The organism is Streptomyces sp. NPDC030021 (assembly GCF_055574035.1).
Genome location: NZ_JBVIAH010000007.1, coordinates 379,022 through 402,935, shown reverse-complemented (window position 1 = coordinate 402,935; position 23,914 = coordinate 379,022). Strand labels below are relative to the sequence as shown.

Genomic DNA, 23,914 nt, shown 5'->3' with positions numbered 1-23,914 from the left:
CCCCGCAGGACGAGCGCGCGACCACCGGGTACAGCCGAGACATGCCCGCACGCGCCGAGCCGAGGAGACACCCCGCCCCGGCCCCCCACCCCGACACCTGCCGACAGGCCCGCCACCTCCAGCCCCGCCGCCCACCGAGGCACGGGCCCCCATTTCCAGCCCCGCCGGCGATTGAGGCGCGGGTCCGGGCAGCGCCCGGCGGGGATCCGGCAGACGGCGCGAGCCGCACACCGCCGGGCCGAAGCCAGCGCTACGCGTCCAGGCCGATCGCGAACGCCGCCTCCAGGTCGTGCTGCGAGTACGTGCGGAAGGCCACGTGGGTGTCCGTCGCCTCGACGCCCGGGATCTTGCTGATGCGGCCGGGGATGATGTCCGCCAGGTTCTCGTGACGGGCCACGCGGACCAGCGCGATCAGGTCGTACGTCCCCGTGACGGAGTAGACCTCACTGACGTTTTCGAGGGCGGCGATGGACTCGGCGATCTCGGGGATCCGGTCCACGCTGGTCTTGATGAGCACGATCGCGGTGATCACGGCTGGCTGTCTCCCTCGGTGGCCGTCGCTGGTCGACTCACTCTAGTCGTACCCCGATAGCGGGCCCACGCGTAGAAGAACCCGAGCGAGAAGCCCACCAGATGGGCCAGATAGGCGACCCCCGGCCCGCTGCCGGCCCGCTGCGCCGCCACCCACTGGAGGGCGAACCAGAACAGCAGCACGATCCACGCCGGGAACCGCAGCGGCAGGAAGAAGAGGAAGGGGAACAGGCTCGTCACCCTCGCGCGCGGGAGCAGGAAGAGGAAGGCGCCCAGCACGGCCGAGATGGCTCCGGAGGCCCCGACCAGCGTCTGCGGGGAGCCCGCGTTTGCCGCCGCGTACGCCGCCATCGCCAGGTACCCCGTACAGAGGTAGAAGACGAGGAACGCCGGGCGGCCCATCCGTTCCTCCGCCATCGCGCCGAAAACGTACAGAAAGAGCATGTTCCCGAGCAGATGCAGCCAGCCGCCGTGGACGAACAGCGCGGTCAGCGGGGTCAGCCAGGCGCGGGGGCTGCCCGTGAAGAGCTCGTCCGGGACCACGCCCCAGCGCCGGAAGTAGGCCGTCCCGGCGGACAGCAGCTCTTCCCCCGTCCCGTAGGCCGGATCGAGTCCTGAGGCCGGGCCGAGTACGAACACCACGGCGCAGCCCGCGATCAGCGCATGGGTGACCACCGGTCCCCGGGCGGCCTCGCGAACGGCCCGCCACCTTACGATCATGTGACAGAGCATGACGCAAGGGGACCCACCTGAAGCGGTGGCAGGCCGTAGGGTTACGAGCTGCGGTCCGCAGGACGACGCATACGGCGGCGCGGGCGGCTTTAATTGAATCAGCTACGAAGGAGAGAGCGGCCCGATGACGGTTCCCCTGCCGACCGACACCACCCGGTGGCGCTGCACCCTGTGCGGCAATCTCACGCGCTTCGACGTGACGCGTTCGTCGAAGGTCGTGGAGTACGTCCACCTGGACCTCGCCGGGGAGCCCAAGGTCGAGGAGCGCGAGGTGGTCAATGAGACCATCGAGTCGGTCCGCTGCCGCTGGTGCAACGCGGTGGACCAGATCGAGCTCGTGGACAGGCCGGGCGCGGACTCCTGACGGAGGCGCACCCACAGGAAGATCACGGTAGGGGTGACGGATTGTGGAGCCAGCAAGCGGCGCTGAGCCGGCCGACGCGGCCGGCGACGCCGCCGAGGCGCTCGACCACCCGCTGCCGGAAGGCGTGCGGCGCCGGGTCGTCGCGCTCGTCTCGGACGCCTTCGGCGGACTGACGGTCGCGGACCTCCCGGCGCAGCTGCGCCAGTACGCCCGGTTCACCCCGACCCGGCGCGCCAAGTTCGCGGGCAACGCCATGGCCGCGGCGGTCGAGACCGACGCCGTGTTCCGGAGCAGGGTCGCCGAGAAGCTGCGCGAGGCGCAGGCCGACCTGGCCGCCGCGCTGGAGGCCGGCGCGCCCCCGGCCGCCGCGGATCCGCTGGACGTGGCGGCCGCCGCCTTCATCCTGCGGCCGGCCGGCTGGGTCAAGCTGGTGGCCGCCGCGGGCGAGGAGGCGCAGCGCGCCGACGCCGAGCGGGTCGGCGAGGAGACCCGGCGCGAGCTGGAGCGGCTGCGCGAGGAGCTGGCCCACGCACGGGAGCTGCAGCGCACGGGCGGGGAGCAGGTCCGGGTCGAACTGGACGCGGCCCGCAAGGAAGCGGAATCGCTTCAGCGCAAGCTGCGCAGCGCCCTCAGCGACGTCAAGCGGGGTGACGCGGCCCTGCGCAAGGTGAATGCGGAGATCGACGGGATCCGCGGCGACGCGGCCGCCCGGGTGGCCGCCGCCGAGAGCGAGACCCGGCGGCTCAAGGCCCGTCTCGCGGAGGTGGAGACGGCGCTGGAGACCTCGCGCAGGGCCACCCGTGAGGGGCGCAGCATCGAGGACATGCGGCTGCGGCTGCTGCTGGACACCGTGCTGGACGCGGCCCAGGGGCTCCGCCGGGAGCTGGCCCTGCCGCCCGTCTCGACGCGGCCGGCCGACACCGTGGATGCGGTGGAGCCGGGCCGGATGACGCCGAAGGACATTGCTGCGCGGGCCCTCTCGGAGACCGATCCGGCGTTGCTGGACCAGTTGTTGGCGCTGCCTCAGGCCCATCTGGTGGTCGACGGGTACAACGTGACCAAGACGGGCTATCCGACGATGCCGCTGGAGAAGCAGCGGCTGCGGCTGCTGGGCGGGTTGTCGATGCTGGCCGCGCAGACGGGCGCGGAGATGACCTGTGTCTTCGACGGGGCGGAACTGGCGGCCCCGGTGCTGCTCGCGCCGCCGCGCGGGGTGCGGGTGCTGTTCTCCAAGGCCGGGGTGACGGCGGACGAGCTGATCCGCCAGTTGGTGCGTGCGGAACCGCCCGGCCGGCCGGTGGTCGTGGTCTCCACGGACCGGGAGGTCGCCGACGGGGTGGCCAAGGCGGGTGCCCGGCCCGTGACGTCCGCATTGCTACTGAAGCGGCTTTCGCGCGTTTCGTAACTCCTCGCCGCAATGCCCGAATTGATGGGACTCGCGGGGGACGCACCGTCAAGTGCCCTGCACAGAGCGTGCGCTGTAGGTAAAGAACCTGGTCGGAGGGCGAGTTTTTTCCCGGCAGGATTTGAACTGATCACAGATGGGTCACTAAGGTCTCCTCAAACCTTCGTGCGGTAGATCACTCATTCGGGGTGGCGGCGAAGGTGCTGCCGAGTTGCGTTCTTCGGCGGCTCCCAGGAAGAAGGAGCTCGCCTTCGTGGCGTCCCACCGTCGACCCAAGCAGCCGAACCGCGCTCGTGTGACCGTGCTCACCTCGGTCGCGGCCGCAGCCGTCGCCCTCACCGCGCAGAGCGCCTCCGCCGCGCCGGCGAAGCCGAGCAAGGACGAGGTCAAGAGCCAGGTCGACGCGCTCTACGAAGAGGCTGAGCAGGCCACCGAGAAGTTCAACGGGGCCAAGGAGCGCCAGGACAAGCTGGAGAAGGAGATAGGCCAGCTGCAGGACCAGGTCGCGCGCGGCCAGGGCGAACTCAACGACCTCCGCAGCACGCTCGGTTCGATGGCCAGCGCCCAGTACCGCAGCGGCGGCATCGACCCTTCCCTCGCGCTCCTCCTCTCCGAGGACCCCGACAGCTACCTCGACAAGGCCTCCTCCCTGGAGCACCTGAGCGCCAAGCAGGTCGAGGGCGTCCAGCGGATCCAGGACAAGCAGCGCACCCTCGCGCAGCAGCGCCAGGAGGCCGCCGGCAAGCTCGCCGACCTCGACGCCACCCGCAAGGAGCTCGGCGAGAAGAAGAAGGTCTCCACCGAGAAGCTCGCCGCCGCCCAGGCCCTCCTCAACACCCTGACCGCGCAGGAGCGCGCGGCGATCAAGGACGAGGACACGCGAGCCAGCCGCGCCGACGGCCAGCGCGTCGACCTCGGCAACGTCAAGGCCTCCGGCCGCGCCGGAGCCGCCCTCGAAGCCGCCAAGACGAAGCTGGGCTTCACCTACCAGTCCGGCGGCACCGGCCCCACGGTCTACGACTGCTCCGGGCTGACGCAGTGGGCCTACAAGCAGGCCGGCGTCACCATCAGCCGCACCACCTTCACCCAGGTGAACGACGGCACCCGCATCAGCCGCAGCCAGCTCCAGCCCGGTGACCTCGTCTTCTTCTACGACGACCTGCACCACGTCGGCCTCTACGCCGGCAACAACATGACGCTGCACGCCTCGAACCCGCGCAGCGGCATCAAGTACGAGTCCATGGACAATATGCCGTTCCAGTTCGGCGTCCGGGTCGGCTGATCCGCACCGCCCCACGGTCCGGGACGCGCCGCACACCGCCCATCCGGGCGAATTCCACGGCCTCCCCCTGACCTCACGCCCCGCCGGTGACCTGCGTCTCCTGCGGGGCGTCGGCATGTGCGCCCACCGGCGGCCGTTGGCCGGTGTGTGGTCGCGCCGCTACTGTCTGCCAGCGCGGAACCCGGCACACGGCCGTCCACGGGGGGCGGACCCGGGCCCCGCACAGCGGAAGGGAGCGGTTTCACGTGGCGTCCCATCGCCGGGCCGGGCTCGGCAGCCTCAACCGGAACACGAAGGTCACCGTCCTCACCGCCGCCGCGGCCACCGCCGCGGTCGCCATGACGGGCGTACCCGCGAACGCGGCCCCCGGCCACCCGTACGAACCCGGTGGCAGGGCGAGAACCGGCATCAGCGCCCAGGTCGACCGCCTCTTCGAGGAGGCCGAGCAGGCCACCGAGCGCTTCAACGAGGCCGGGGAGAAGGCCGACCGGCTCCGCATCGAGGTCAACCGGGCCCAGGACGCGGTGGCCCGCGGCCAGGAGCGCATCAACACCATGCGGGGCGTCCTCGGCACCTTCGCCGGGGCCCAGTACCGCAGCGGCGGCATCGACCCCGCCGTCGGGCTGATGCTGGCCGAGAACCCCGACGCCTACCTGGAACGGGCCGCCGCCCTCGACCGGCTGACCGGCCGCCAGGCCCGGCAGCTCGACGAACTCCGCGAGGAGCAGCGCGAACTCGGCCAGGAGCGCCAGGAGGCCGTCCGCAAACTCGCCGAACTCGACGCCCTGCGCTCCGACGTGGCCCGGCACAAGCGCTCCGTCACCGCGAAGCTCGCGGCCGCCCGGCGGCTGCTCAACGCCATGCCGTCCGGGGAGCGGGCCGACTACGAACGCTCCTCGCGCTCCGGAGGCCGCTTCGAGGGGCTGCCCGAGCTGTCCTCCCTGGGCCCCTCCTCCGGACGCGCCGAGACCGCCGTGATGGCGGCCCGGGCCGCGGTGGGACGGCCGTACGTGTGGGGCTCCACCGGCCCCAGCGGCTTCGACTGCTCCGGGCTGATGGTCTGGTCGTACCGGCAGGCCGGCGTCTCGCTGCCGCGCACCTCGCAGGCCCAGCGGCACGCCGGCCGGCAGGTGCCGCTGTCGCAGGCCCGCCCGGGCGACCTGGTGACGTACCGCTCGGACGCCAGCCACGTCGGCATGTACGTCGGCAACGGCCAGGTGGTGCACGCCCCGTACCCCGGGGCCCGGGTCCGCTACGACCCCGTCGGGATGATGCCCGTCTCCTCGGTGACCCGGCCCTAGGGGGTGTCTTGTCGGTCGGGCCGGATTCCGGACACCGCGAGTCCGGCCTGATCGGCAAGACATCCCCTGGCGCAGCCGTGCGTACGATCGTCGGATGCCCCCCGTCCGCCGGTCCCTCGTACGCGTGCTGCCGCTCCTGCTGAGCGCGCTGCTCGCCGGGTGCGGCGCGCCCGCCCCGCGGGACGGCTCCGAGCGGGACATCCGGGAGGCCGTCGCCGACTGGTCGCGGACGCCGCCCGCGCAGCTCGCCGGGATCCCGCTGGAGGGATGGGCGTACGAGGTCTCCGCGGTCCGGCGGGACGGCTCCGGGGCCGCCACCGCCCGGGCGGAGCTGCACTACCGGCTGAGCGGATACGACGCGGCCGCGGCCGGGTCGGCGCGCGAGGTGCGCCTGACGCGGGACGGCGGGCGGTGGCAGGTCACCGGGGACCGGGCCGCGCCGGGCGCGCTGCCCCAGCTCTGGGACCAGGGCCCGGTGGCGGTGGTCCGCGGGGCGCACGCGCTGGTGCTGGGCGTCGGACAGGACGCCGGGACGCTGTCCGCGATCGCGGCGGAGGCCGACCGGGCGGTGCCCGCGGCGAGCGCCGCCTGGCCGGGGCCTTGGGCGGGCCGGGCCGTGGTGCTGGTGCCCGGATCCCTGGAGCGGATGGCGGAGCTGCTGGGCCGCCCGGCCGCCGAGTACCGGGGCATGGGGGCCGTCACGACGGGCCGGGTGGGCGCGGCCCCCGCCCCGGCCGACCGGGTCGTCGTGAACCCGCAGGGGTGGGCGGAGCTCAGCCCGGCGGGCCGCGGGGTCATCCTGACCCACGAGGTCACCCATGTGGCCACCCGGGAGGCGACCACGGCCACCACCCCGCTGTGGCTCTCCGAGGGGTTCGCGGACTGGGCCGCCTACCGCGGCACCCCGGCGACCCCGGAGCAGGCCGCTCCGGCGCTGGCCAGGGCCGTACGGCGGGGCGAGGTGCCGGGCGAGCTGCCCCGGGCGGAGGACTTCGCCTTCGGCGGCGACCCGGAGGCGCTGGCCCGGGCGTACGAGGGCGCCTGGCTGGCCTGCCGGCTGATCGCGGGGAGATGGGGCGAGGCGGCGCTCGTGGACCTGTACGGGAGGGCGGGGCGCGGGCCGTGGCCGGTGGCGGTCCGCGAGGCCCTCGGAGTGGACCCGGACGCGCTGACGAAGGACTGGCAGGAGGCCCTGCGGGCGGAGTTCCGCTGAGGGCGTCCGGTACGTTGGCAGCGATGCACAAGACGCTGATCGTGACCAACGACTTCCCGCCGCGACCGGGCGGCATCCAGGCCTTCCTGCACAACATGGCACTACGGCTGGATCCCGACCGGATCGTCGTCTACGCCTCCACCTGGAAGCACAGCGCGGAGGGCCGCGAGGCCACCGCGGCCTTCGACGCGGAGCAGCCGTTCCAGGTCGTCCGCGACCGTACGACGATGCTGCTGCCGACCCCGCGCGTGACGCGGCGGGCGGTGGGCCTGCTGCGCGAACACGGCTGCGAGTCGGTGTGGTTCGGGGCGGCGGCCCCGCTCGGGCTGATGGGCCCCGCCCTGCGGCGGGCGGGTGCGCGGCGGATCGTGGCGACCACCCACGGGCACGAGGCGGGCTGGGCGCAGCTGCCGGCCGCGCGGCAGTTGCTGCGCCGGATCGGCGAGGGCACCGACACGCTGACCTACCTGGGGGAGTACACGCGCTCGCGGATCGCCTCGGCGGTGACGGACCGGGCGGCGGCCCGGATGGTGCAACTCCCGCCGGGGGTGGACGAGAAGACCTTCCACCCGGGATCGGGCGGGCCGGAGGTCCGGGCCCGGCTCGGGCTGACGGACCGGCCGGTGGTCGTCTGCGTCTCCCGGCTGGTGCCGCGCAAGGGGCAGGACACGCTGATCGAGGCGATGCCGCGGATCCTGGCGGCGGTGCCGGACGCGGTACTGCTGATCGTGGGCGGCGGGCCCTACGAGGCGGACCTGCGGGAGCTGGCCGTCTCCACCGGGGTCTCGGACTCCGTCGTCTTCACCGGAGCCGTCCCGTGGTCGGAACTCGCGGCCCACTACGGCGCGGGTGACGTCTTCGCCATGCCGTGCCGGACCCGCCGGGGCGGGCTGGACGTGGAGGGGCTCGGCATCGTCTACCTGGAGGCCTCGGCCACGGGCCTGCCGGTGATCGCGGGCGACTCCGGCGGGGCGCCGGACGCGGTGCTGGACGGCGAGACGGGCTGGGTCGTGCGGGGCGGATCCCCGGAGGATGCGGCGGACCGGATCGTCACCCTGCTGAAGGATCCGCAGCTGCGGGCTCGGATGGGCGAGCGGGGCCGCGAATGGGTCGAGGAGAAGTGGCGCTGGGACCTCCTGGCGGAACGCCTGCGGGAGCTGCTGTAGCCGGTGCCCGTGCGGCGCCGCTGCCGGGGGCTCCGCCCCCGGACCCCCGCGCCTCAAACTCCCCCAGCTACCGCTGGGAGGTGCCCCCTGGCGGGGCTGAAAGTCAGCCCCTCCGGCGTTTGAGGAGCGGGGTTCGGGGCGGAGCCCCGACAGCGGAGTCGCTGCCGACAGCCACGTCTGACTGTTCCTCAGATGTCTGTCAATACCGTGTCTGGGCGGACGGCTGGATTCCGCCCATGATGCGGCCATGACATCCAACCTGACGCGCCGTCAACTATTTGGACTCGGCGCCCTCTCGACCGCCTCCGCGCTCGGCTTCACCCGGATCGGGGCGGCCTCCGCCGCGGCCGTGGAGCCCGCGGCCGCCCCGTACGCCCCCGCCATCGTCGTCGGCTCCGGCTACGGATCCGCCGTGGCCGCCCTGCGGCTCGGCCAGGCGGGCGTGCGTACCGTCGTGCTGGAGATGGGCCGGCTCTGGGACACCGCCGGCGCCGACGGCAAGGTCTTCCCCTCCACCTCCGCGCCCGACCAGCGTTCCATGTGGTTCCGCAACCGCACCGAGGCCCCGCTCGCCCAGTTCCTCTGGCTCGACGTCGTCAACCGCGACATCAGCCCCTACCCCGGCGTCCTCGATCGAGTGAACTACGGCGACATGTCCGTGTACGTCGGCCGGGGCGTCGGCGGCGGATCGCTCGTCAACGGCGGCATGGCCCCGACACCCCGCCGCTCGTACTTCACCGAGGTGCTGCCCCAGGTCGACGCCGACGAGATGTACGGCACCTACTACCCCCGCGCCCGCGCCATGCTCGGGGTGAACGACATCGACCCGGCCTGGTTCGAATCCACCGAGTGGTACCGCTTCGCCCGGATCTCCCGCAAGCACGCCCAGAACACCGGCCTGAAGACCGTCTTCGTGCCCAACGTCTACGACTTCGAGTACATGAAGCGCGAGGCCGCAGGCACCGCCCCCCGCTCGGCCCTGGCCGGCGAGGTCATCTACGGCAACAACCACGGCAAGAAGAGCGTCGACAAGACCTACCTCGCGGCCGCCATCGGCACCGGCAACGTCACCATCGAGACCATGCAGCGCGTGGTCGGCGTACGGCCCGACCCGGCCGGGGGATACGTCCTGACCGTACGGACCAGCGATGTCACCGGACGGGTCACCCAGGTCCGCGAACTCGGCTGCAAACAGCTCTTCCTCGGCGCCGGGAGCCTGGGGACCACCGAGATCCTGCTGCGGGCCCGCGAGAGGGGGACGCTGCCCGCGCTCAGCGACAAGGTCGGACTGGGCTGGGGCCACAACGGCAACGTGATGACCGCCCGCGCCAACCACCTGTGGGACACGGTCGGCTGCAACCAGGCCACCATGCCCGCGATGGGCATCGACGACTGGGACAACGCCTCGAACCCGGTCTTCGCCGAGATCGCCCCGCTCCCCATGGGCATCGAACACTGGATCTCGATGTACCTGGCCATCACCAAGAACCGGGAGCGCGGGCACTTCACCTACGACGCCGCCACCGACTCGGCCCGGCTCAACTGGCGGCGGGACCAGAACACGCCCTCGGTCAACGCGGCGAAGAACCTCTTCGACCGCATCAACTGGCGGAACTTCACGATGTACCGGTACGACCTCTTCGGCGACAACAGGGCCTTCGCCGACAACTTCACCTACCACCCGCTCGGCGGCTGCGTCCTCGGGGACGCCACCGACGCGTACGGGCGGGCCAAGGGCTACCAGGGGCTGTACGTGGTCGACAGCTCCCTGATCCCCGGATCGCTCGGCGTGAACCCGTTCGTGACCATCACCGCCCTCGCGGAACGGAACATGGCCCGGATCCTCGCCGAGGACCCCCGCTAGCCGCGGAACAGCCCCGGACTAGCCGCGGTACAGCGCCTCGATCTCGTCCGCGAAGTCCTTGGCCACCACATTGCGCTTCAGCTTCAGCGACGGCGTGATGTGACCCGACTCCTCCGTGAACTGGGAGGGAAGAATGCGGAATTTCCGCACCGATTCCGCCTTGGAAACCGCCGCGTTGCCGTCATCCACGGCCTTCTGGACGGCGGCGATCAGCTCCGCGTCCTCGCGCAGCTCCGCCGCCGTCACGCCGGCCGGCTTGCCGTTCTCCGCGGCCCACCGGCCGAGGAACTCCTCGTCGATGGTGACCAGCGCCGCCACGAAGGGCCGCGCGTCGCCCACCACCATGCACTCCGCGACCAGCGCGTGCGCACGGATCCGGTCCTCGATGACGGCCGGCGCGACGTTCTTGCCGCCCGCCGTGACGATGAGTTCCTTCTTGCGGCCGGTGATCGCGAGGTAGCCGTCCTCGTCGAGGGTGCCGACGTCGCCGGTGTGGAACCAGCCGTCGGTCAGCGCCTCGGCGGTCGCCGTCTCGTTCTTCCAGTACTCCTTGAAGATGTGCTCGCCGTGCAGCAGCACCTCGCCGTCGTCCGCGATGCGCACCACGGAGCCGGGCAGCGGCTGGCCGACCGTACCGATCTTCGTCTTGTCCCACGGGTTGAAGGCCGTGGCCGCACAGGACTCGGTGAGGCCGTAGCCCTCCAGCACCGTGAAGCCGATACCGCGGAAGAAGTGGCCGAGCCGCTCGCCCAGCGGGGCGCCGCCGGAGATCGCGTACTCGCCGCGCCCGCCGAGGACCGTGTGCAGCTTGCTGTAGACCAGCTTGGAGAACAGCTTGTGCTTCAGGCGCAGCCCGAAGGACGGGCCGCCCGGAAGGTCCAGCGCGCGGCTGTAGGCGATCGCCGTGTCCGCCGCGGCGTCGAAGATCTTGCCCTTGCCGTCGGCCTGGGCCTTGGCGCGGGCCGAGTTGTAGACCTTCTCGAAGACGCGCGGGACGCCGAGGATCAGCGTGGGCCGGAAGGACTGGAGCTCGTCCGTCAGGTTCTTGATGTCCGGTACGCAGCCCAGGCGGATCGGCGCCAGCACGGCCGCCACCTCCACCAGGCGCCCGAAGACGTGCGCGGCCGGGAGGAAGAGCAGGACCGAGCAGTCGCCGGTGCGGAAGAGCGGGCTGAGGCGCTCCACCACGTTGCCGCACTCGGCGAAGAAGTTGCGGTGGGTCAGCACACAGCCCTTGGGACGGCCGGTGGTACCCGAGGTGTAGACGATGGTGGCCGGATCGTCGGCGTTGGCGAGGCTGCTGCGCTCCTCGACCTCGGCGTCGGAGATCTCCGCGCCGGCGGCCTTCAGCGCCTCCAGCGCGCCCTGCTCGATCTCCCAGACCTCGCGCAGCTCCGGCAGCCGGTCGCGCAGCGAGGCCACGGCCGCGCTGTGCGCCGGGCTCTCCGCGATGACGGCGACGGCGCCGGAGTCACCGAGGATCCACTGGACCTGCTCGGGGGAGCTGGTCTCGTACACGGGGACGGTGACGCCGCCCGCGCTCCAGATCGCGAAGTCGGACAGCACCCACTCGTAGCGGGTGCGGGAGATGAGGGCGACCCGGTCGCCGGGCCGGATGCCGGCCGCGATGAGGCCCTTGGCCGTGGCCCGGACCTCGGCCAGGAACTCGGTCGCGGTCACGTCCTGCCACCGGCCGTCGACCTTGCGGCTCATGACGGCGGTGTCTGGATGCTGAGCGGCGTTGCGGCGGATGAGATCCGTCAGGTTCCCGTCCGACGGGACCTCGTACAGGGCCGGAAGGCTGAACTCGCGCAAGACTGCTGCTCCTCTGGGCGCCATCGCCACCATGTGGACCGACCGGACGTTACCCACCGGTAGTGGGTTCCCGATAGGGGGAACCGGCCAGATGTTCCGTGCGTCACATTCTGCACTTACCCTGCCTCGCCACTCACGTGCCGACAGTAGTCGACGCCACTTGCGACTCGGAAGTAACCGCAGGTCCGGCCGCCCCTCCCACCCCCTCTACCCGCCGCCACCAGGCAGCTCTAGGGTTGGCGGCATGGCTGGCAGCATGCGGGGAGAGCAGTTCGGCACGAGCGGATCAGGCCGTGGGCCGGGCCGCACCCGGGTCCACGTCGTGAGCGACGTGCACGGCAACACCGAGGCCCTCGCCCGCGCGGGCGACGGCGCCGACGCCCTCATCTGCCTCGGCGACCTCGTGCTCTTCCTCGACTACGCCGACCACTCGCGCGGGATCTTCCCCGACCTGTTCGGCGTCGAGAACGCCGACCGGATCGTCGAGCTGCGCACCGCGCGCCGCTTCGAGGAGGCCCACGCCTTCGGGCGGCAGCTCTGGGCCGGCCTGGACCGGGACACCCTCATCGAGGGCGCCGTACGCCGCCAGTACGCGCAGATGTTCGCCGCCTTCCCCACCCCCACGTACGCCACCTACGGCAACGTCGACGTCCCCGGCCTGTGGCCCGAGTACGCCGACCGCCACGGCCTCACCGTGCTCGACGGCCAGCGCGTGGAGATCGGAGGCCGCGTCTTCGGCTTCGTCGGCGGCGGACTGCCCTCCCCGATGCGCACCCCCTACGAGGTGGACCCGGAGGAGTACGCCGCCAAGGTCGAGGCCCTCGGCGAGGTGGACGTCCTCTGCTCGCACATCCCGCCGGAGGTGCCCGAGCTCTGCTACGACACCGTCGCCCGCCGGTTCGAACGCGGCAGCGAGGCCCTGCTCGCCGCGATCCGCCGCACCCGCCCCCGCTACGCCCTCTTCGGACACGTCCACCAGCCGCTCGCCCGGCGGATGCGCATCGGGAACACCGAGTGCGTGAACGTGGGCCACTTCGCGTCCACCGGCCGGCCCTGGGTCCTGGAATGGTAGAGATCGAGCCGCTTCACGGCGGGCTCCCGCAGGGTGTGGGAGGCACTGGAGTGGCGACGTCTACACGCGCGGTAGCCTTCACGCGGCGGCCCCAGGCCGCACACATCCTCGAACCACCCCAGCTGCCGCTGGGAGGTACCCCCAGCCCGGAGGAGCGACCGCGATGGCGGAACACACCAGCTCAAGCATCACGATCGAGGCTGCGCCCACCGACGTGATGGCCGTGATCGCCGACTTCGCCCGTTACCCCGAGTGGACCGGCGAGGTGAAGGAGGCCGAGGTGCTGGCCACCGACGCCCAAGGGCGCGCCGAGAAGGTCCGCCTGCTGCTCGACGCGGGCGCGATCAAGGACGACCACACCCTCGCCTACGCCTGGAAGGGCACCGACGAGGTCAGCTGGACCCTGGACAAGTCCCAGATGCTGCGCCAGCTGGACGGCTCCTACCGGCTGACCCCCATCGACGGCGGCAAGCGCACCGAGGTCACCTACCAGCTGACCGTCGACGTCAAGATCCCGATGCTCGGCATGATCAAGCGCAAGGCCGAGAAGGTCATCATCGACCGGGCGCTCGCGGGCCTGAAGAAGCGCGTCGAAACCGTCTGATCCCGCTTCCCGACTCCCGCTTCCCGCACACCGGAGCACCCGCACCATGCACACCTTGCTGATCACCGGCCCCGGCGGGGCTGGGCGGACCACCGTGGCGGCGGCCACCGCCCTCGCCGCGGCCCGCCACGGGCGGCGGGTGCTGCTGCTCTCCGGAGACATCGGCGACCCGCTCACCGCCCTGGTCGGCGACCCGGCCGCACCCGGGCTGCGGGTGGCCCGGGTCGACTCCGGCGAGGAGTTCCGCGAAGAACTCGTCGCCCTCCAGCAGCGCGGATCCGCCCTGCTCGGCATGGTCGGGGCCCGGCCACTGGGCGCCGAGGAGATCACCGAACTGCCCGGCGCCGAGCAGTTCGCCCTGCTCCGTGCCCTGCGGCGGGCCGCCGCCGCGGCCGGCACCGACCTCGTCGTCGTCGACATGCCACCGCTCCACCAGACCGTGGCCACCCTCGCCCTCCCCGCCCAGCTGCGCCGCTACCTCGCCCGGCTGCTGCCCGCCGAGCGGCAGGCCGCCCGCGCCCTGCGCCCCGTACTGGCCCAGCTGGCCGGCGTACCCATGCCCGCGCAGTGGCTCTACGAGACCGCCGCCCGCTGGGACGAGGAGCTGGCCGCCGTCCAGGCCGTCGTCGAGGCCGACACCACCGAGCTGCGGCTGGTCGCCGAGCCCGGCCCGGCCGCCGCCGACGCGCTGCGCCTCGGCCGGCTCGGACTCGCCCTCCAGCAGCTGCCCGTCTCCTCCGTCGTCGCCAACCGCACCGTGCCGGTGGAATCCGCCGACCCGTGGCTCGCCGGGCTCGCCGCCCAGCAGCAGAAGTACGCCGCAGAGTGGGCCGAGGAGCTCCCGGTGGTCGCCCTCGCCCACCTCGGCCGCGACCCGCGCGGCCCGCAGGACCTGGAGCGGCTCGCCGACGCCGGCGGGCTCGTCCCCGAGGCACCCGCACCCCGCCGGGCCTGGGCCGTCGAGGACCGGCGCGCCGAGGACGGGGTGCTCGTCTGGGTGGTACCGCTGCCCGGCGCGCACAAGAGCGACCTCGACCTCGTCCGCCGCGGCGACGAACTGCTGCTCACCGCCGGCCCCCACCGCAGGATCGTTCCGCTCCCGGCGGCGCTGCGCCGCTGCACCGTCTCCGGCGCCGCCCTCACCGACGGGGAGCTCCGCATCCGCTTCACCCCCGACCCGGGACTGTGGCCCCGCACGCAATGAACCGCGTACCCCCGTTCGGGTACCGTCGAAGGTAGTCCGTACCGCACGTCCAGCAGCCGCCGCAGGAGAGAGTCCGCCATGAGCGAGGCCACCGACCGCCCCACCGACGACGACGCCTGGGCCAGGGCCTGCGCCGAGGACGCCGCCGCCGAGAAGGAGCGCCTGCGCGGACAGGAGCAGGCGTCGGCCGGCGGCACCGGCACCGCCGCCGCGGAGCTGTTCAAGCTCTTCGAAGCCGTCGCCGACAAGGTCTCCGGGCTGAACAACCCGCTGTTCGGCGCGGCCGCGCAGGGTGCGGTGCGCCAGATCGTCGACCAGGCCAAGACCGCCGCCAAGCCCGTCATCGAGCGCAACCCGGACGTCATCGACCACCTCACGGCCGCCGGCTCCGAACTGCTCGCCGCCTACCGCTCGGCCGTCGAGGGCCACGAGCGCCGCTGGACGCGGGGCGAACCCCCGGCTCCCCGGCAGGCGTCCCACGACCACGGCCCGCGGGACGACGGCCCCGACGACGGCCCCTCCGAGCGGATCGATCTCGACTGATCCCCCGGAAGCCTCGGGTACCGTTGGCCGTGGCGGGGTTTGACCGGAAACCGAGGGACTAATGGGACTCACCATCGGCGTCGACATCGGCGGCACGAAGATCGCGGCCGGCGTGGTCGACGAAGAGGGCACGATCCTTGAGACGTACAAGGTGCCCACCCCGCCGACCGCGGACGGAGTGACGGAGGCCATCTGCGCCGCCGTCTCCGAGGTCAGCAGCAACCACACCATCGAGGCCGTCGGCATCGGCGCCGCCGGATACGTGGACGACAAGCGCGCGACCGTACTCTTCGCGCCCAACATCAACTGGCGGCACGAGCCGCTGAAGGACAAGGTCGAGCAGCGCATCGGCCTGCCCGTCGTCGTCGAGAACGACGCGAACTGCGCGGCCTGGGGCGAGTACCGCTTCGGCGCCGGCCAGGGCCACGAGGACGTCATCTGCATCACGCTCGGCACCGGCCTGGGCGGCGGCATCATCATCGGCAACAAGCTGCGGCGCGGACGCTTCGGCGTCGCCGCCGAGTTCGGGCACATCCGGGTCGTCCCGGACGGCCTGCTGTGCGGCTGCGGCAGCCAGGGCTGCTGGGAGCAGTACGCCTCCGGGCGCGCCCTCGTCCGGTACGCGAAGCAGCGCGCCAACGCCACCCCCGAGAACGCGGCGATCCTGCTCGCGCTCGGCGACGGCACCGCCGAGGGCATCGAGGGCAAGCACATCAGCGAGGCCGCCCGGCAGGGCGACCTGGTGGCCATCGACGCCTTCCGCGAACTGGCCCGCTGGGCCGGCGCGGGACTGGCCGACCTGGCCTCGCTGTTCGACCCGTCCGCCTTCATCGTCGGCGGCGGGGTCTCGGACGAGGGCGACCTCGTCCTCGACCCGATCCGCAAGTCCTTCAAGCGCTGGCTGGTCGGCGGCGCCTGGCGTCCGCACGCGCAGGTCCTCGCCGCGCAGCTGGGCGGAAAGGCCGGACTCGTCGGCGCGGCCGACCTGGCCCGCCAGGGCTGAGCCTTTCTTCACCCTTTATTTCCACGCGTACCGCCCGCCGCGCCCCTTGGGGGAGTGGCGGGCGGCTGCGTATCTTGCGGGGCATGGACCAGCTGCCGAAGTCCCGTACGGAGCCCGACGGTTCTGCCGTGATCCGGGTGCTCAGCTACAACATCCGCTCGCTGCGCGACGACGAGGAGGCGCTGGCCCGGGTCATCCGGGCGTGCGAGCCCGACCTCGTCCTCGTGCAGGAGGCCCCCCGGTTCTTCCGGTGGCGCAAACACGCGGCACGGCTGGCCGCCAAGTGCGACCTGGTGGTGCTGGGCGGGGGCGCGACGGCGGCCGGGCCGCTGCTGCTGTGCTCGCTGCGGGTCTTCGTGGAGCGGACGGAGGACGTCCTGCTGCCGCGCACCCCCGGCCTGCACCGCAGGGGCTTCGCCACGGCGGTGATCCGGGTCGGAGGCGTGCGGGTGGGGCTGGCCTCCCTGCACCTCTCGCTGCAGGCGGCGGAGCGCCGGGCCCACGCGGAGCTGCTGCTGGACCGGCTGGCCGCCATGGACGTGCCGTACGCGATCGCCGCGGGCGACCTGAACGAGGGCCCGGACGGGCCGGCGTACGGGCGGCTGGCCGCCGAGCTCCAGGACTGCCGGGCGGTGGCCCCCTGGGGCGGCGGACCGACCTTCCCGGCGTCGGCGCCGGACCGCCGGATCGACGCCGTGTTCGCCACGAAGGGGGTGGAGGTGCTGGCCTGCGGTGTCCCGGAGGGGCTGCCGGGGGTCTCGACCACGGACCTGCGGTCGGCTACCGACCACCTGCCGGTGCTGGCGGCCCTCCGGCTGGCGGCTGCGCCGTAGCCGGGGGCGCCGCCCCCGGACCCCCGCGCCTCAAGCGCCGGCGAGGCTGAAACAGCGCCTCAAACGCCGGCGAGGCTGAGATCGGTCAGACGACCGCGCCGCGGCCCGGGTCGTCGTCGTCATCCTCGTCGTGCTGCATGCGTGCGACCAGCGTGGCGAAGCCGCCCAGGAAGCCGCCGATGCCCAGCGTCGTCAGCCACCAGGTCATCTCCCACTGCAGGAGCACCGCGAGCAGCAGCAGGACCGGGCCGCCGACGACCGCCAGCCACGCGAACTTCGACGTCGTGTCCGCCGGCGGGAGCTCCGGCTCCGGGGGGACGAAGTGGCCCTCGTCCGACGGAGTCAGGTCGTCGTCCTTCGGCTCCGCCGGCGAGTGGTCCCGGGGACCCGACATGCCCACGCCCGGGGCGAAGACCACGGAGCTGCCCAGCGCCGCCGCAGGACCCGGTTCCGCGTCCGGCGTCGGGTCCGGCGTCGGATCGGCCTTCGGATCGGCCTTCGGATCCGGTCCGGACTCCGCGGGCAGCGGCTTGACGTCCTCTTCCGGCAGGAGGAGGTTCTCGATCGGTCTGAACGGCCGGGCCCCCGGCGGGTCCGGCGGCTCCTGCCCGTACCCGGCGACGATCGCCGCCCACGCCGCTTCCTCGTCCAGCGGCGGAACCCCGCCCGACTGCTCCTCGTGCTCAGCCACCGGCCTCCGCCCCCTCCCTGCCCACGCTCTCCGCCAGTCGGCCGATGAACGCATAGCTGTCCGCGAAGATCCGCTCCGCGTCATGGTCCAACGTCGCGACGTGGTAGCTCTGTTCCAGCAGGGTCTCGGTGACGTCCGTCGAGGAGACCCGGGCCAGCACCCGCGCGGAGTCGACGGGCGGTACGACATGGTCCTGCGGGCTGTGCAGCAGCAGCATCGGCTGCGTCACCTGCGGCAGCTCCGTGTCCACGAGCTGCAGGAACTTCTTCAGCGAGTGCGCGGCCCGGGTCGGGACCCGGTCGTAGCCGACCTCCTCCGATCCCGGCTTCGCGATGTCGCTGGCGATGCCCGGCGTCGACCGGATGAGGTGCTTGGTCACCGGCAGGGTCACGGCCAGCGGGTCGTGCACCTTGTTGGCCGGGTTGACGAGCACGATGCCGCTGATGGCGTCCCCGTGCTTGGCCGCCAGCCGCAGGGTCAGCGCCCCGCCCATCGAGAGCCCGAAGACGAACACCTGCTCGCACCGGTCCAGCAGTTCCCGCAGGGCGCGGTCGACCTCGGCGTACCAGTCCTGCCAGCCCGTGAGCTGCATGTCCTGCCAGCGCGTCCCGTGTCCGGGCAGCAGCGGAAGCGACACCGTGAGGCCCCGCCCGGCGAGATACTCGGCCCAGGGGCGCAGGGACTGCGGGGAACCGGTGAAGCCGTGGCAGAGGAGGACGCCGACCTCTCCGCCCTCGTGGCGGAACGGCTCGGCTCCAGGGAGGACGGGCACCAGGGTCTCCTTGATCATGATGTACGTCGGGTGGGTGCGTTGCTCTGTGTGACTTCACCGTACGCGACCGGGGTGGCACCGGCCAGGGTCGTCGGGCCCCTGCCGGTGTAGGCACGGGATATGGTCTGTTCGACAGACACAGGAAGGCTTTCGAGTTGATCTACGGCGCAATGAAGTTCTCCATCGGCGGTTCACTGAAACTCGCTTTCAGGCCGTGGGTGGAGGGCCTCGAGAACATTCCCGCGGAGGGGCCGGCGATCCTCGCGAGCAACCACCTGTCCTTCTCCGACTCCTTCTTCCTGCCGGCGGTGCTGGACCGGAAGGTCACCTTCATCGCGAAGGCGGAGTACTTCACCTCCCCGGGGGTCAAGGGCAAGCTGACGGCCGCCTTCTTCAAGGGCGTCGGCCAGCTCCCGGTGGACCGGTCCGGCGCCCGCGGGGCCGGCGAGGCCGCGATCGCGAGCGGCATCCAGGTCATCGAGCGCGGAGAGCTGTTCGGTATCTACCCCGAGGGCACGCGTTCACCCGACGGGCGCCTCTACCGCGGCAAGCCCGGCGGTCTGGCCCGCGTGGCCCTGGCCACCGGTGCGCCCGTGATCCCCGTCGCGATGATCGACACGGAGAAGATCCAGCCGCCCGGCAAGGTGGTCCCCAAGCTGATGCGCCCGGGGATCCGGATCGGCAAGCCGCTGGACTTCAGCCGCTACCAGGGCATGGACAACGACCGCTTCATCCTCCGCTCGGTGACCGACGAGGTCATGTACGAGATCATGAAGCTCTCCGGCCAGGAGTACGTCGACATCTACGCGACGGCGGCCAAGCGCCAGATCGCCGATGCCGAGAAGGCTGCCAAGGCGGAGAAGGCCGAGAAGGCCGACGGCTCGTCGGAGTAGCTGCGCGTGGGCGATGCCGCCCGCGAGGGGTGGGGGAGATGGCGAAACGCGAACGCGTCGTACGCATGTCGGTCGAGCAGCCGCTCTGGCGTGCCCTGACCGCGTACCGGCTGCTGACCATGGTCTACGCGGCGCTGCTGTTCGCCGCCGCGCACAAGGAGTTCCCGCGCCCCGGGGTCGCGGTCGGCTACCTCGCCTTCCTCGCCGTCTGGACCCTCGCCACCTCCCGCAAGGTGGCGAACGCCGCCAGCTGCACCAAGGGCTTCCTCGTCGCCGACCTCACCGTCGCGATCGTGGGCATCGCGCTCACACCGGTCGCCGACACCCAGGTGCGGATCGCCGCGGGCGGCAGCACCCTCCCCACCATCTGGACGGCGGGCGCGGTCCTCGCCTTCGCCATCAAGGGCGGCTGGCGCTGGGCCTGCTTCGCCTCCACCTTCGTGGCCGCCGCCAACCTCGCCATCCACACCGGCCAGCCCACCCGGGACACCCTGCACAACGTCCTGCTCGTCTGGGTCGCCTCCGTGGCCATCGGCTACGTGGTCGAGGTCGCCCGGGCCAGTGAGAACACCCTCGCCCGCGCCCTGGAGATCGAGGCCGCCACCCGCGAGCGCGAGCGCCTCGCCCGCGACATCCACGACGGGGTCCTCCAGGTCCTCGCCATGGTCCAGCGGCGCGGCAGCGAACTGGGCGGCGAGGCCGAGGAGCTCGGCCGGATGGCGGGGGAGCAGGAGGTGGCGCTGCGCACGCTGGTCTCCAGCGGGCTGGTTCAGCCCTCCCGGGTCTCCCGCGACGAGTCGCGCGGCGCGCTGGTGGACACGTACGAGGTCGACGAGCCGGGCACCGAGGATGGTGAGCTGGACCTGCGGACGCTCCTCGCGCCGCACGCCGGGTCCCGCGTGAGCTTCGCCGAGCCGGGCACCCCGGTGCCGCTGCCGGTGCCCGCCGCGAAGGAACTGGCCGCGGCGGTCGGCGCCGCCCTGGACAACGTGCGCAAGCACGCCGGGGAAGGGGCGCGGGCCTGGATCCTCGTCGAGGACTGGGGCGACGAGGTGATCGTGACCGTTCGCGACGACGGCCCCGGCATCCCGGCGGGCCGGCTCGACCAGGCGGCGGGCGAGGGCCGGATGGGCGTGGCCCTGTCCATCCGCGGCAGGCTGCGCGATCTCGGCGGCAGCGCCGATCTGGTGTCCGTTCCCGGGCAGGGCACCGAAGTGGAACTGAAGGTACCCAGGGGGAGGACGGACAAGAGATGAGCGAGCGCACCGACGTGAACGACCCGAACAGGCCGAACGAGCTGCACGACATAAGGGTGATGGTCGTCGACGACCACCCGATGTGGCGGGACGCGGTCGCCCGCGACCTGGCCGCCGCGGGCTTCGACGTCGTCGCCACCGCCGGCGACGGCCCCGAGGCGGTCCGCCGGGCCCACGCCGTCACGCCCGACGTACTGGTCCTCGACCTCAACCTGCCGGGCATGCCGGGCGTGCAGGTCTGCAAGGAACTGGTCGGCGCCAACCCGGCCCTGCGGGTCCTGGTCCTGTCGGCCAGCGGCGAGCACGCGGACGTCCTGGAGGCGGTGAAGTCCGGTGCGACCGGCTACCTGCTGAAGTCCGCCGGTGCCCAGGAGCTGATCGACGCGGTCCGCCGCACCGCGGCAGGCGACCCGGTCTTCACCCCGGGCCTGGCCGGGCTGGTGCTCGGCGAGTACCGGCGCCTGGCCACCGATCCGCTGCCGGCCACCTCCGACGAGCCGAAGGCCCCGCAACTGACCGACCGCGAGACCGAGGTGCTGCGGCTCGTGGCCAAGGGGCTGTCGTACAAGCAGATCGCCGAGCGTCTGGTCATCTCCCACCGCACCGTGCAGAACCACGTCCAGAACACCCTGGGCAAGCTGCAGTTGCACAACCGGGTGGAGCTCGTCCGGTACGCCATAGAACGCGGCCTCGACGACGCGTAGTACCCGCCCGGGGGACGTCCGCACCGCCCGTCGATCGTACTTACGTCCTCGTACGAGTGAACGGGCGTACGCAACGCCTCACGATTCCACCGGAATTGACCTCTCCAGGCCCCTTGCTGTGACCTGCGTCACCACTAGCGTGACCGTCATGGCGATTGGAGATTCCATGAAGGTCGGAGTGCTGACCGGCGGCGGCGACTGCCCCGGGCTCAACGCGGTGATCAGGGCGGTCGTCCGCAAGGGCGAGCAGGAGTACGGCTGCGGGTTCGTCGGGTTCAAGGACGGCTGGCGGGGCGCGGTCGAGGGGCGGACCGTCCCCCTCGACATCCCCGCCGTCCGCGGCATCCTGCCCCGCGGCGGCACCATCCTCGGCTCCTCGCGCACCAATCCGTTCAAGACGGAGAACGGCGTGCGCGACATCAAGGACAACCTCGCGAAGCACGAGGTGGACGCGCTCATCGCGATCGGCGGCGAGGACACCCTCGGGGTCGCGGCCCGGCTGTACGAGGAGCACGGCATCCCCTGCGTCGGCGTGCCGAAGACCATCGACAACGACCTGTCCGCCACCGACTACACCTTCGGCTTCGACACCGCCGTCGGCATCGCGACCGAGGCCATCGACCGGCTGCACACCACGGCCGAGTCCCACATGCGGGTCCTGGTCGTCGAGGTCATGGGCCGGCACGCAGGCTGGATCGCCCTGCACTCGGGGCTCGCGGGCGGCGCCAACGTCATCCTCATCCCGGAGCAGCGCTTCGACATGGACGAGGTCTGCGCCTGGGTGACCTCCCGGTTCCGGGCGAGCTACGCGCCGATCGTGGTGGTCGCGGAGGGCGCGATGCCCAAGGACGGGGAGATGGTGCTGAAGGACGGCACCCTCGACTCCTTCGGCCATGTCCGGCTGTCGGGCGTGGGCGAGTGGCTGGCCAAGGAGATCGAGGCGCGGACCGGCAAGGAGGCCCGTACGACGGTGCTCGGGCACATCCAGCGGGGCGGCACGCCGAGCGCCTTCGACCGGTGGCTCGCGACCCGGTTCGGGCTGCACGCGATCGACGCGGTGCGCGACAGGGACTTCGGGAAGATGGTCGCGCTCAAGGGGACGGACATCGTCCGGGTACCGATCTCGGAGGCGACGTCGAAGCTGAAGACGGTGGATCCCGCGCTCTACAAGGAGGCCGGGGTCTTCTTCGGCTGAGCGGCGACCCGCCACCATGGGCCGTATGGTGACAAACGGCCCATGGTTCGAGGTGCGGGAGCAAGCGTGGAGATCCTGGCATTCGGTGTGACCGCCGACGAGAAGCCGCTCCTGGAGCAGGCCTTCGCGGGGCAGCACGAGATCCGCTGCCTGGACGTCTTCCTCGACGAGGACACAGCGCCGATCGCCGCCGGGTACGAGATCGTCTCCTCCAGTGTGAACGCCGACCTGAACGGCCGGGTGCTGCGGGTCCTGGCGGCGGGCGGGACGAAGCTGATCGCCCAGCGGTCCACCGGCTTCAACAACATCGACCTGAACGAGGCCCGCCGCCTGGGCATGACGATCAGCCGGGTCTCCGCCTACTCGCCCTACTCGGTCGCCGAGTTCGCCTGGGCCCTCGCGATGGCCGTCAACCGGCGGATCGTCCGGGCCTCGATCCGGACCAGGGACTTCGACTTCCGGCTGAACGGGCTGATGGGCCGGGACTTTCACGGCCGCACGGTCGGTGTGCTCGGCACCGGAAAGATCGGCGAGGCGTTCACCCGGATCGCGCACGGCTTCGGCATGCGCCTGCTGGGCTGGGACGTGGTGCAGAACCCGGCCTGCCTGGAGCTCGGCATGACGTACGTGGACAAGGACGAGTTGCTCGCCTCCTCCGACCTGATCAGCCTGCACGTGCCGCTGCTGGAGTCCACCCGCCGCATCCTCGACGCGGCGGCGCTGCGCCGGATGCGGGACGACGCGATCCTGGTGAACTCCAGCCGCGGCGGACTGATCGACACCGACGCACTGGTCGACGAGCTCCGGGCGGGCCGCTTCACCGGCGTCGGCCTGGACGTGTACGAGGCGGAGGCCGGCGTCTTCTTCCTGGACAAGTCCCTGGAGGCCGTCGAGGACGACACCCTGGCCCGGCTGGTCACCTTCCCCAACGTCGTGGTGACCTCCCACCAGGCGTACTACACGACGGACGCGGTGGGCCAGATCATCGACACGACCGTCACCAACGTGGCCGACTACCTGGCGGGCCGCCGCTCCGAGAACACCCTGGTCCCGCCCGAGTAGGGGGCGTCTCGAAAGCGCCCCGGGATTTCCGCCCGCGTTCACCCACCGTCCATGACGGAGAGCGGCGGCGGGCCTACCTTCACACCGTGGACATACCTGACTGGATCCGCTGGATCTTCTTCGTCTTCGCCGCCGTACAACTGCTGTACGTCTACCGCGCCGCGCAGCTGGCGCGCCGGGCCGAGGCCGGCCGGCGGACCGATCCGTGGCTGGAGGCCGCCGACCACGCCGTGGGCGTGGTGCTGTCCGTCGGGCTGGCGCTTGGCGCGCTCTCCGTCCTGGTGGTCGCGGCCCCGGTGCTGCTGGCGATCCTGTCGTGGCAGGGGATCCGGTCCGCTCTCGCCCGCCGGGCGGCGGGGACGGCCCCTGCGCCCGGCGCGGCAGCCGCCCCGGGCGGGGAAGCCTGAAG

At 72.2% G+C, this 23,914-nt stretch carries 24 protein-coding genes; 19 read left to right on the top strand and 5 right to left on the bottom strand.

Translation table 11 applies throughout. The features are described 5' to 3' along the window. Nucleotides 1-250: 250 nt before the first annotated feature. Both ACZ4YL_RS17195 and ACZ4YL_RS17190 read right to left on the bottom strand, forming a co-directional pair. Nucleotides 251-532, bottom strand: a complete 282-nt coding sequence (locus tag ACZ4YL_RS17195; RefSeq protein ID WP_030013053.1) for an Lrp/AsnC family transcriptional regulator — start codon at nucleotides 530-532, stop codon at nucleotides 251-253. Continuing rightward, nucleotides 529-1,263 (bottom strand): rhomboid family intramembrane serine protease, encoded by a 735-nt coding sequence (locus ACZ4YL_RS17190; RefSeq protein WP_468117250.1) that lies wholly within the window; start codon nucleotides 1,261-1,263, stop codon nucleotides 529-531. Before ACZ4YL_RS17190 ends, ACZ4YL_RS17195 begins: the two co-directional genes overlap by 4 nt. 124 nt (nucleotides 1,264-1,387) lie before the next feature. On the opposite strand from ACZ4YL_RS17190, the gene ACZ4YL_RS17185 reads away from it, so the two are divergent. The 7 genes from ACZ4YL_RS17185 (at nucleotide 1,388) to ACZ4YL_RS17155 (ending at nucleotide 9,858) form a co-directional block, all read left to right on the top strand. Beyond that, nucleotides 1,388-1,627: a hypothetical protein gene (locus tag ACZ4YL_RS17185; protein WP_008738811.1), complete on the top strand. Its 240-nt coding sequence runs from the start codon at nucleotides 1,388-1,390 to the stop codon at nucleotides 1,625-1,627. Nucleotides 1,628-1,667: 40 nt separating this feature from the next. After that, on the top strand, nucleotides 1,668-3,032 hold the full coding sequence (locus ACZ4YL_RS17180) for an NYN domain-containing protein (protein WP_351156311.1): 1,365 nt from the start codon (nucleotides 1,668-1,670) through the stop codon (nucleotides 3,030-3,032). A gap of 253 nt (nucleotides 3,033-3,285) precedes the next feature. Beyond that, entirely contained in the window at nucleotides 3,286-4,314 is a 1,029-nt protein-coding gene (locus tag ACZ4YL_RS17175) for a C40 family peptidase (RefSeq protein WP_468117248.1), read from the top strand. 245 nt (nucleotides 4,315-4,559) lie between these two features. Next, complete coding sequence (locus ACZ4YL_RS17170; protein ID WP_468117246.1) at nucleotides 4,560-5,615, top strand: C40 family peptidase; 1,056 nt, start codon at nucleotides 4,560-4,562, stop codon at nucleotides 5,613-5,615. Between the two features lie 94 nt (nucleotides 5,616-5,709). After that, complete coding sequence (locus ACZ4YL_RS17165) at nucleotides 5,710-6,828, top strand: hypothetical protein (RefSeq protein WP_468117244.1); 1,119 nt, start codon at nucleotides 5,710-5,712, stop codon at nucleotides 6,826-6,828. 23 nt (nucleotides 6,829-6,851) lie between these two features. Further along, a complete protein-coding gene (locus tag ACZ4YL_RS17160) occupies nucleotides 6,852-7,994 on the top strand; it encodes a glycosyltransferase family 4 protein (RefSeq protein WP_468117242.1) in 1,143 nt (380 codons plus the stop codon). 247 nt (nucleotides 7,995-8,241) lie between these two features. Then, the gene (locus ACZ4YL_RS17155; protein WP_468117240.1) at nucleotides 8,242-9,858 is read left to right on the top strand and encodes a GMC oxidoreductase; all 1,617 of its coding nucleotides are present in this window, start codon (nucleotides 8,242-8,244) and stop codon (nucleotides 9,856-9,858) included. An 18-nt stretch (nucleotides 9,859-9,876) separates the two neighbouring features. On the opposite strand, the gene ACZ4YL_RS17150 is transcribed toward ACZ4YL_RS17155, so the two are convergent. Further along, nucleotides 9,877-11,673, bottom strand: coding sequence for an AMP-dependent synthetase/ligase (locus ACZ4YL_RS17150; RefSeq protein WP_468117239.1), 1,797 nt, complete (start codon nucleotides 11,671-11,673; stop codon nucleotides 9,877-9,879). A 256-nt stretch (nucleotides 11,674-11,929) separates the two neighbouring features. On the opposite strand from ACZ4YL_RS17150, the gene ACZ4YL_RS17145 reads away from it, so the two are divergent. The 6 genes from ACZ4YL_RS17145 (at nucleotide 11,930) to ACZ4YL_RS17120 (ending at nucleotide 16,932) form a co-directional block, all read left to right on the top strand. Further along, a complete protein-coding gene (locus ACZ4YL_RS17145) occupies nucleotides 11,930-12,745 on the top strand; it encodes a metallophosphoesterase family protein (protein ID WP_468117293.1) in 816 nt (271 codons plus the stop codon). 163 nt (nucleotides 12,746-12,908) lie between these two features. Next, nucleotides 12,909-13,349: an SRPBCC family protein gene (locus ACZ4YL_RS17140; RefSeq protein WP_390802744.1), complete on the top strand. Its 441-nt coding sequence runs from the start codon at nucleotides 12,909-12,911 to the stop codon at nucleotides 13,347-13,349. A gap of 46 nt (nucleotides 13,350-13,395) precedes the next feature. Beyond that, the gene (locus tag ACZ4YL_RS17135) at nucleotides 13,396-14,553 is read left to right on the top strand and encodes an ArsA family ATPase (RefSeq protein WP_468117237.1); all 1,158 of its coding nucleotides are present in this window, start codon (nucleotides 13,396-13,398) and stop codon (nucleotides 14,551-14,553) included. A 78-nt stretch (nucleotides 14,554-14,631) separates the two neighbouring features. After that, nucleotides 14,632-15,096, top strand: coding sequence for a DUF5304 domain-containing protein (locus tag ACZ4YL_RS17130; protein WP_468117236.1), 465 nt, complete (start codon nucleotides 14,632-14,634; stop codon nucleotides 15,094-15,096). A 61-nt stretch (nucleotides 15,097-15,157) separates the two neighbouring features. After that, the gene (locus ACZ4YL_RS17125) at nucleotides 15,158-16,099 is read left to right on the top strand and encodes an ROK family glucokinase (protein WP_327262095.1); all 942 of its coding nucleotides are present in this window, start codon (nucleotides 15,158-15,160) and stop codon (nucleotides 16,097-16,099) included. 83 nt (nucleotides 16,100-16,182) lie between these two features. Then, the gene (locus ACZ4YL_RS17120; RefSeq protein ID WP_468117234.1) at nucleotides 16,183-16,932 is read left to right on the top strand and encodes an endonuclease/exonuclease/phosphatase family protein; all 750 of its coding nucleotides are present in this window, start codon (nucleotides 16,183-16,185) and stop codon (nucleotides 16,930-16,932) included. A gap of 85 nt (nucleotides 16,933-17,017) precedes the next feature. Here ACZ4YL_RS17120 and ACZ4YL_RS17115 read toward each other — a convergent pair whose 3' ends face one another. Beyond that, complete coding sequence (locus tag ACZ4YL_RS17115; protein ID WP_468117232.1) at nucleotides 17,018-17,623, bottom strand: hypothetical protein; 606 nt, start codon at nucleotides 17,621-17,623, stop codon at nucleotides 17,018-17,020. Further along, complete coding sequence (locus ACZ4YL_RS17110; protein WP_376114961.1) at nucleotides 17,616-18,395, bottom strand: alpha/beta hydrolase; 780 nt, start codon at nucleotides 18,393-18,395, stop codon at nucleotides 17,616-17,618. The genes ACZ4YL_RS17115 and ACZ4YL_RS17110 overlap by 8 nt, the downstream gene beginning before the upstream one ends. Before the next feature lie 155 nt (nucleotides 18,396-18,550). Between ACZ4YL_RS17110 and ACZ4YL_RS17105 the strand changes: the two genes are divergently transcribed. The 6 genes from ACZ4YL_RS17105 (at nucleotide 18,551) to ACZ4YL_RS17080 (ending at nucleotide 23,912) form a co-directional block, all read left to right on the top strand. Then, nucleotides 18,551-19,288: a lysophospholipid acyltransferase family protein gene (locus tag ACZ4YL_RS17105; protein WP_468117231.1), complete on the top strand. Its 738-nt coding sequence runs from the start codon at nucleotides 18,551-18,553 to the stop codon at nucleotides 19,286-19,288. Between the two features lie 38 nt (nucleotides 19,289-19,326). Then, nucleotides 19,327-20,544, top strand: coding sequence for a MacS family sensor histidine kinase (macS, locus tag ACZ4YL_RS17100; protein WP_468117230.1), 1,218 nt, complete (start codon nucleotides 19,327-19,329; stop codon nucleotides 20,542-20,544). Beyond that, entirely contained in the window at nucleotides 20,541-21,248 is a 708-nt protein-coding gene (locus ACZ4YL_RS17095) for a response regulator (RefSeq protein WP_167745553.1), read from the top strand. Before macS ends, ACZ4YL_RS17095 begins: the two co-directional genes overlap by 4 nt. 166 nt (nucleotides 21,249-21,414) lie before the next feature. Then, on the top strand, nucleotides 21,415-22,443 hold the full coding sequence (locus ACZ4YL_RS17090; RefSeq protein ID WP_468117292.1) for a 6-phosphofructokinase: 1,029 nt from the start codon (nucleotides 21,415-21,417) through the stop codon (nucleotides 22,441-22,443). A 66-nt stretch (nucleotides 22,444-22,509) separates the two neighbouring features. After that, the gene (locus ACZ4YL_RS17085) at nucleotides 22,510-23,505 is read left to right on the top strand and encodes a 2-hydroxyacid dehydrogenase (RefSeq protein WP_468117229.1); all 996 of its coding nucleotides are present in this window, start codon (nucleotides 22,510-22,512) and stop codon (nucleotides 23,503-23,505) included. 86 nt (nucleotides 23,506-23,591) lie between these two features. Next, a complete protein-coding gene (locus ACZ4YL_RS17080; protein WP_468117228.1) occupies nucleotides 23,592-23,912 on the top strand; it encodes a hypothetical protein in 321 nt (106 codons plus the stop codon). Nucleotides 23,913-23,914 lie beyond the last annotated feature (2 nt).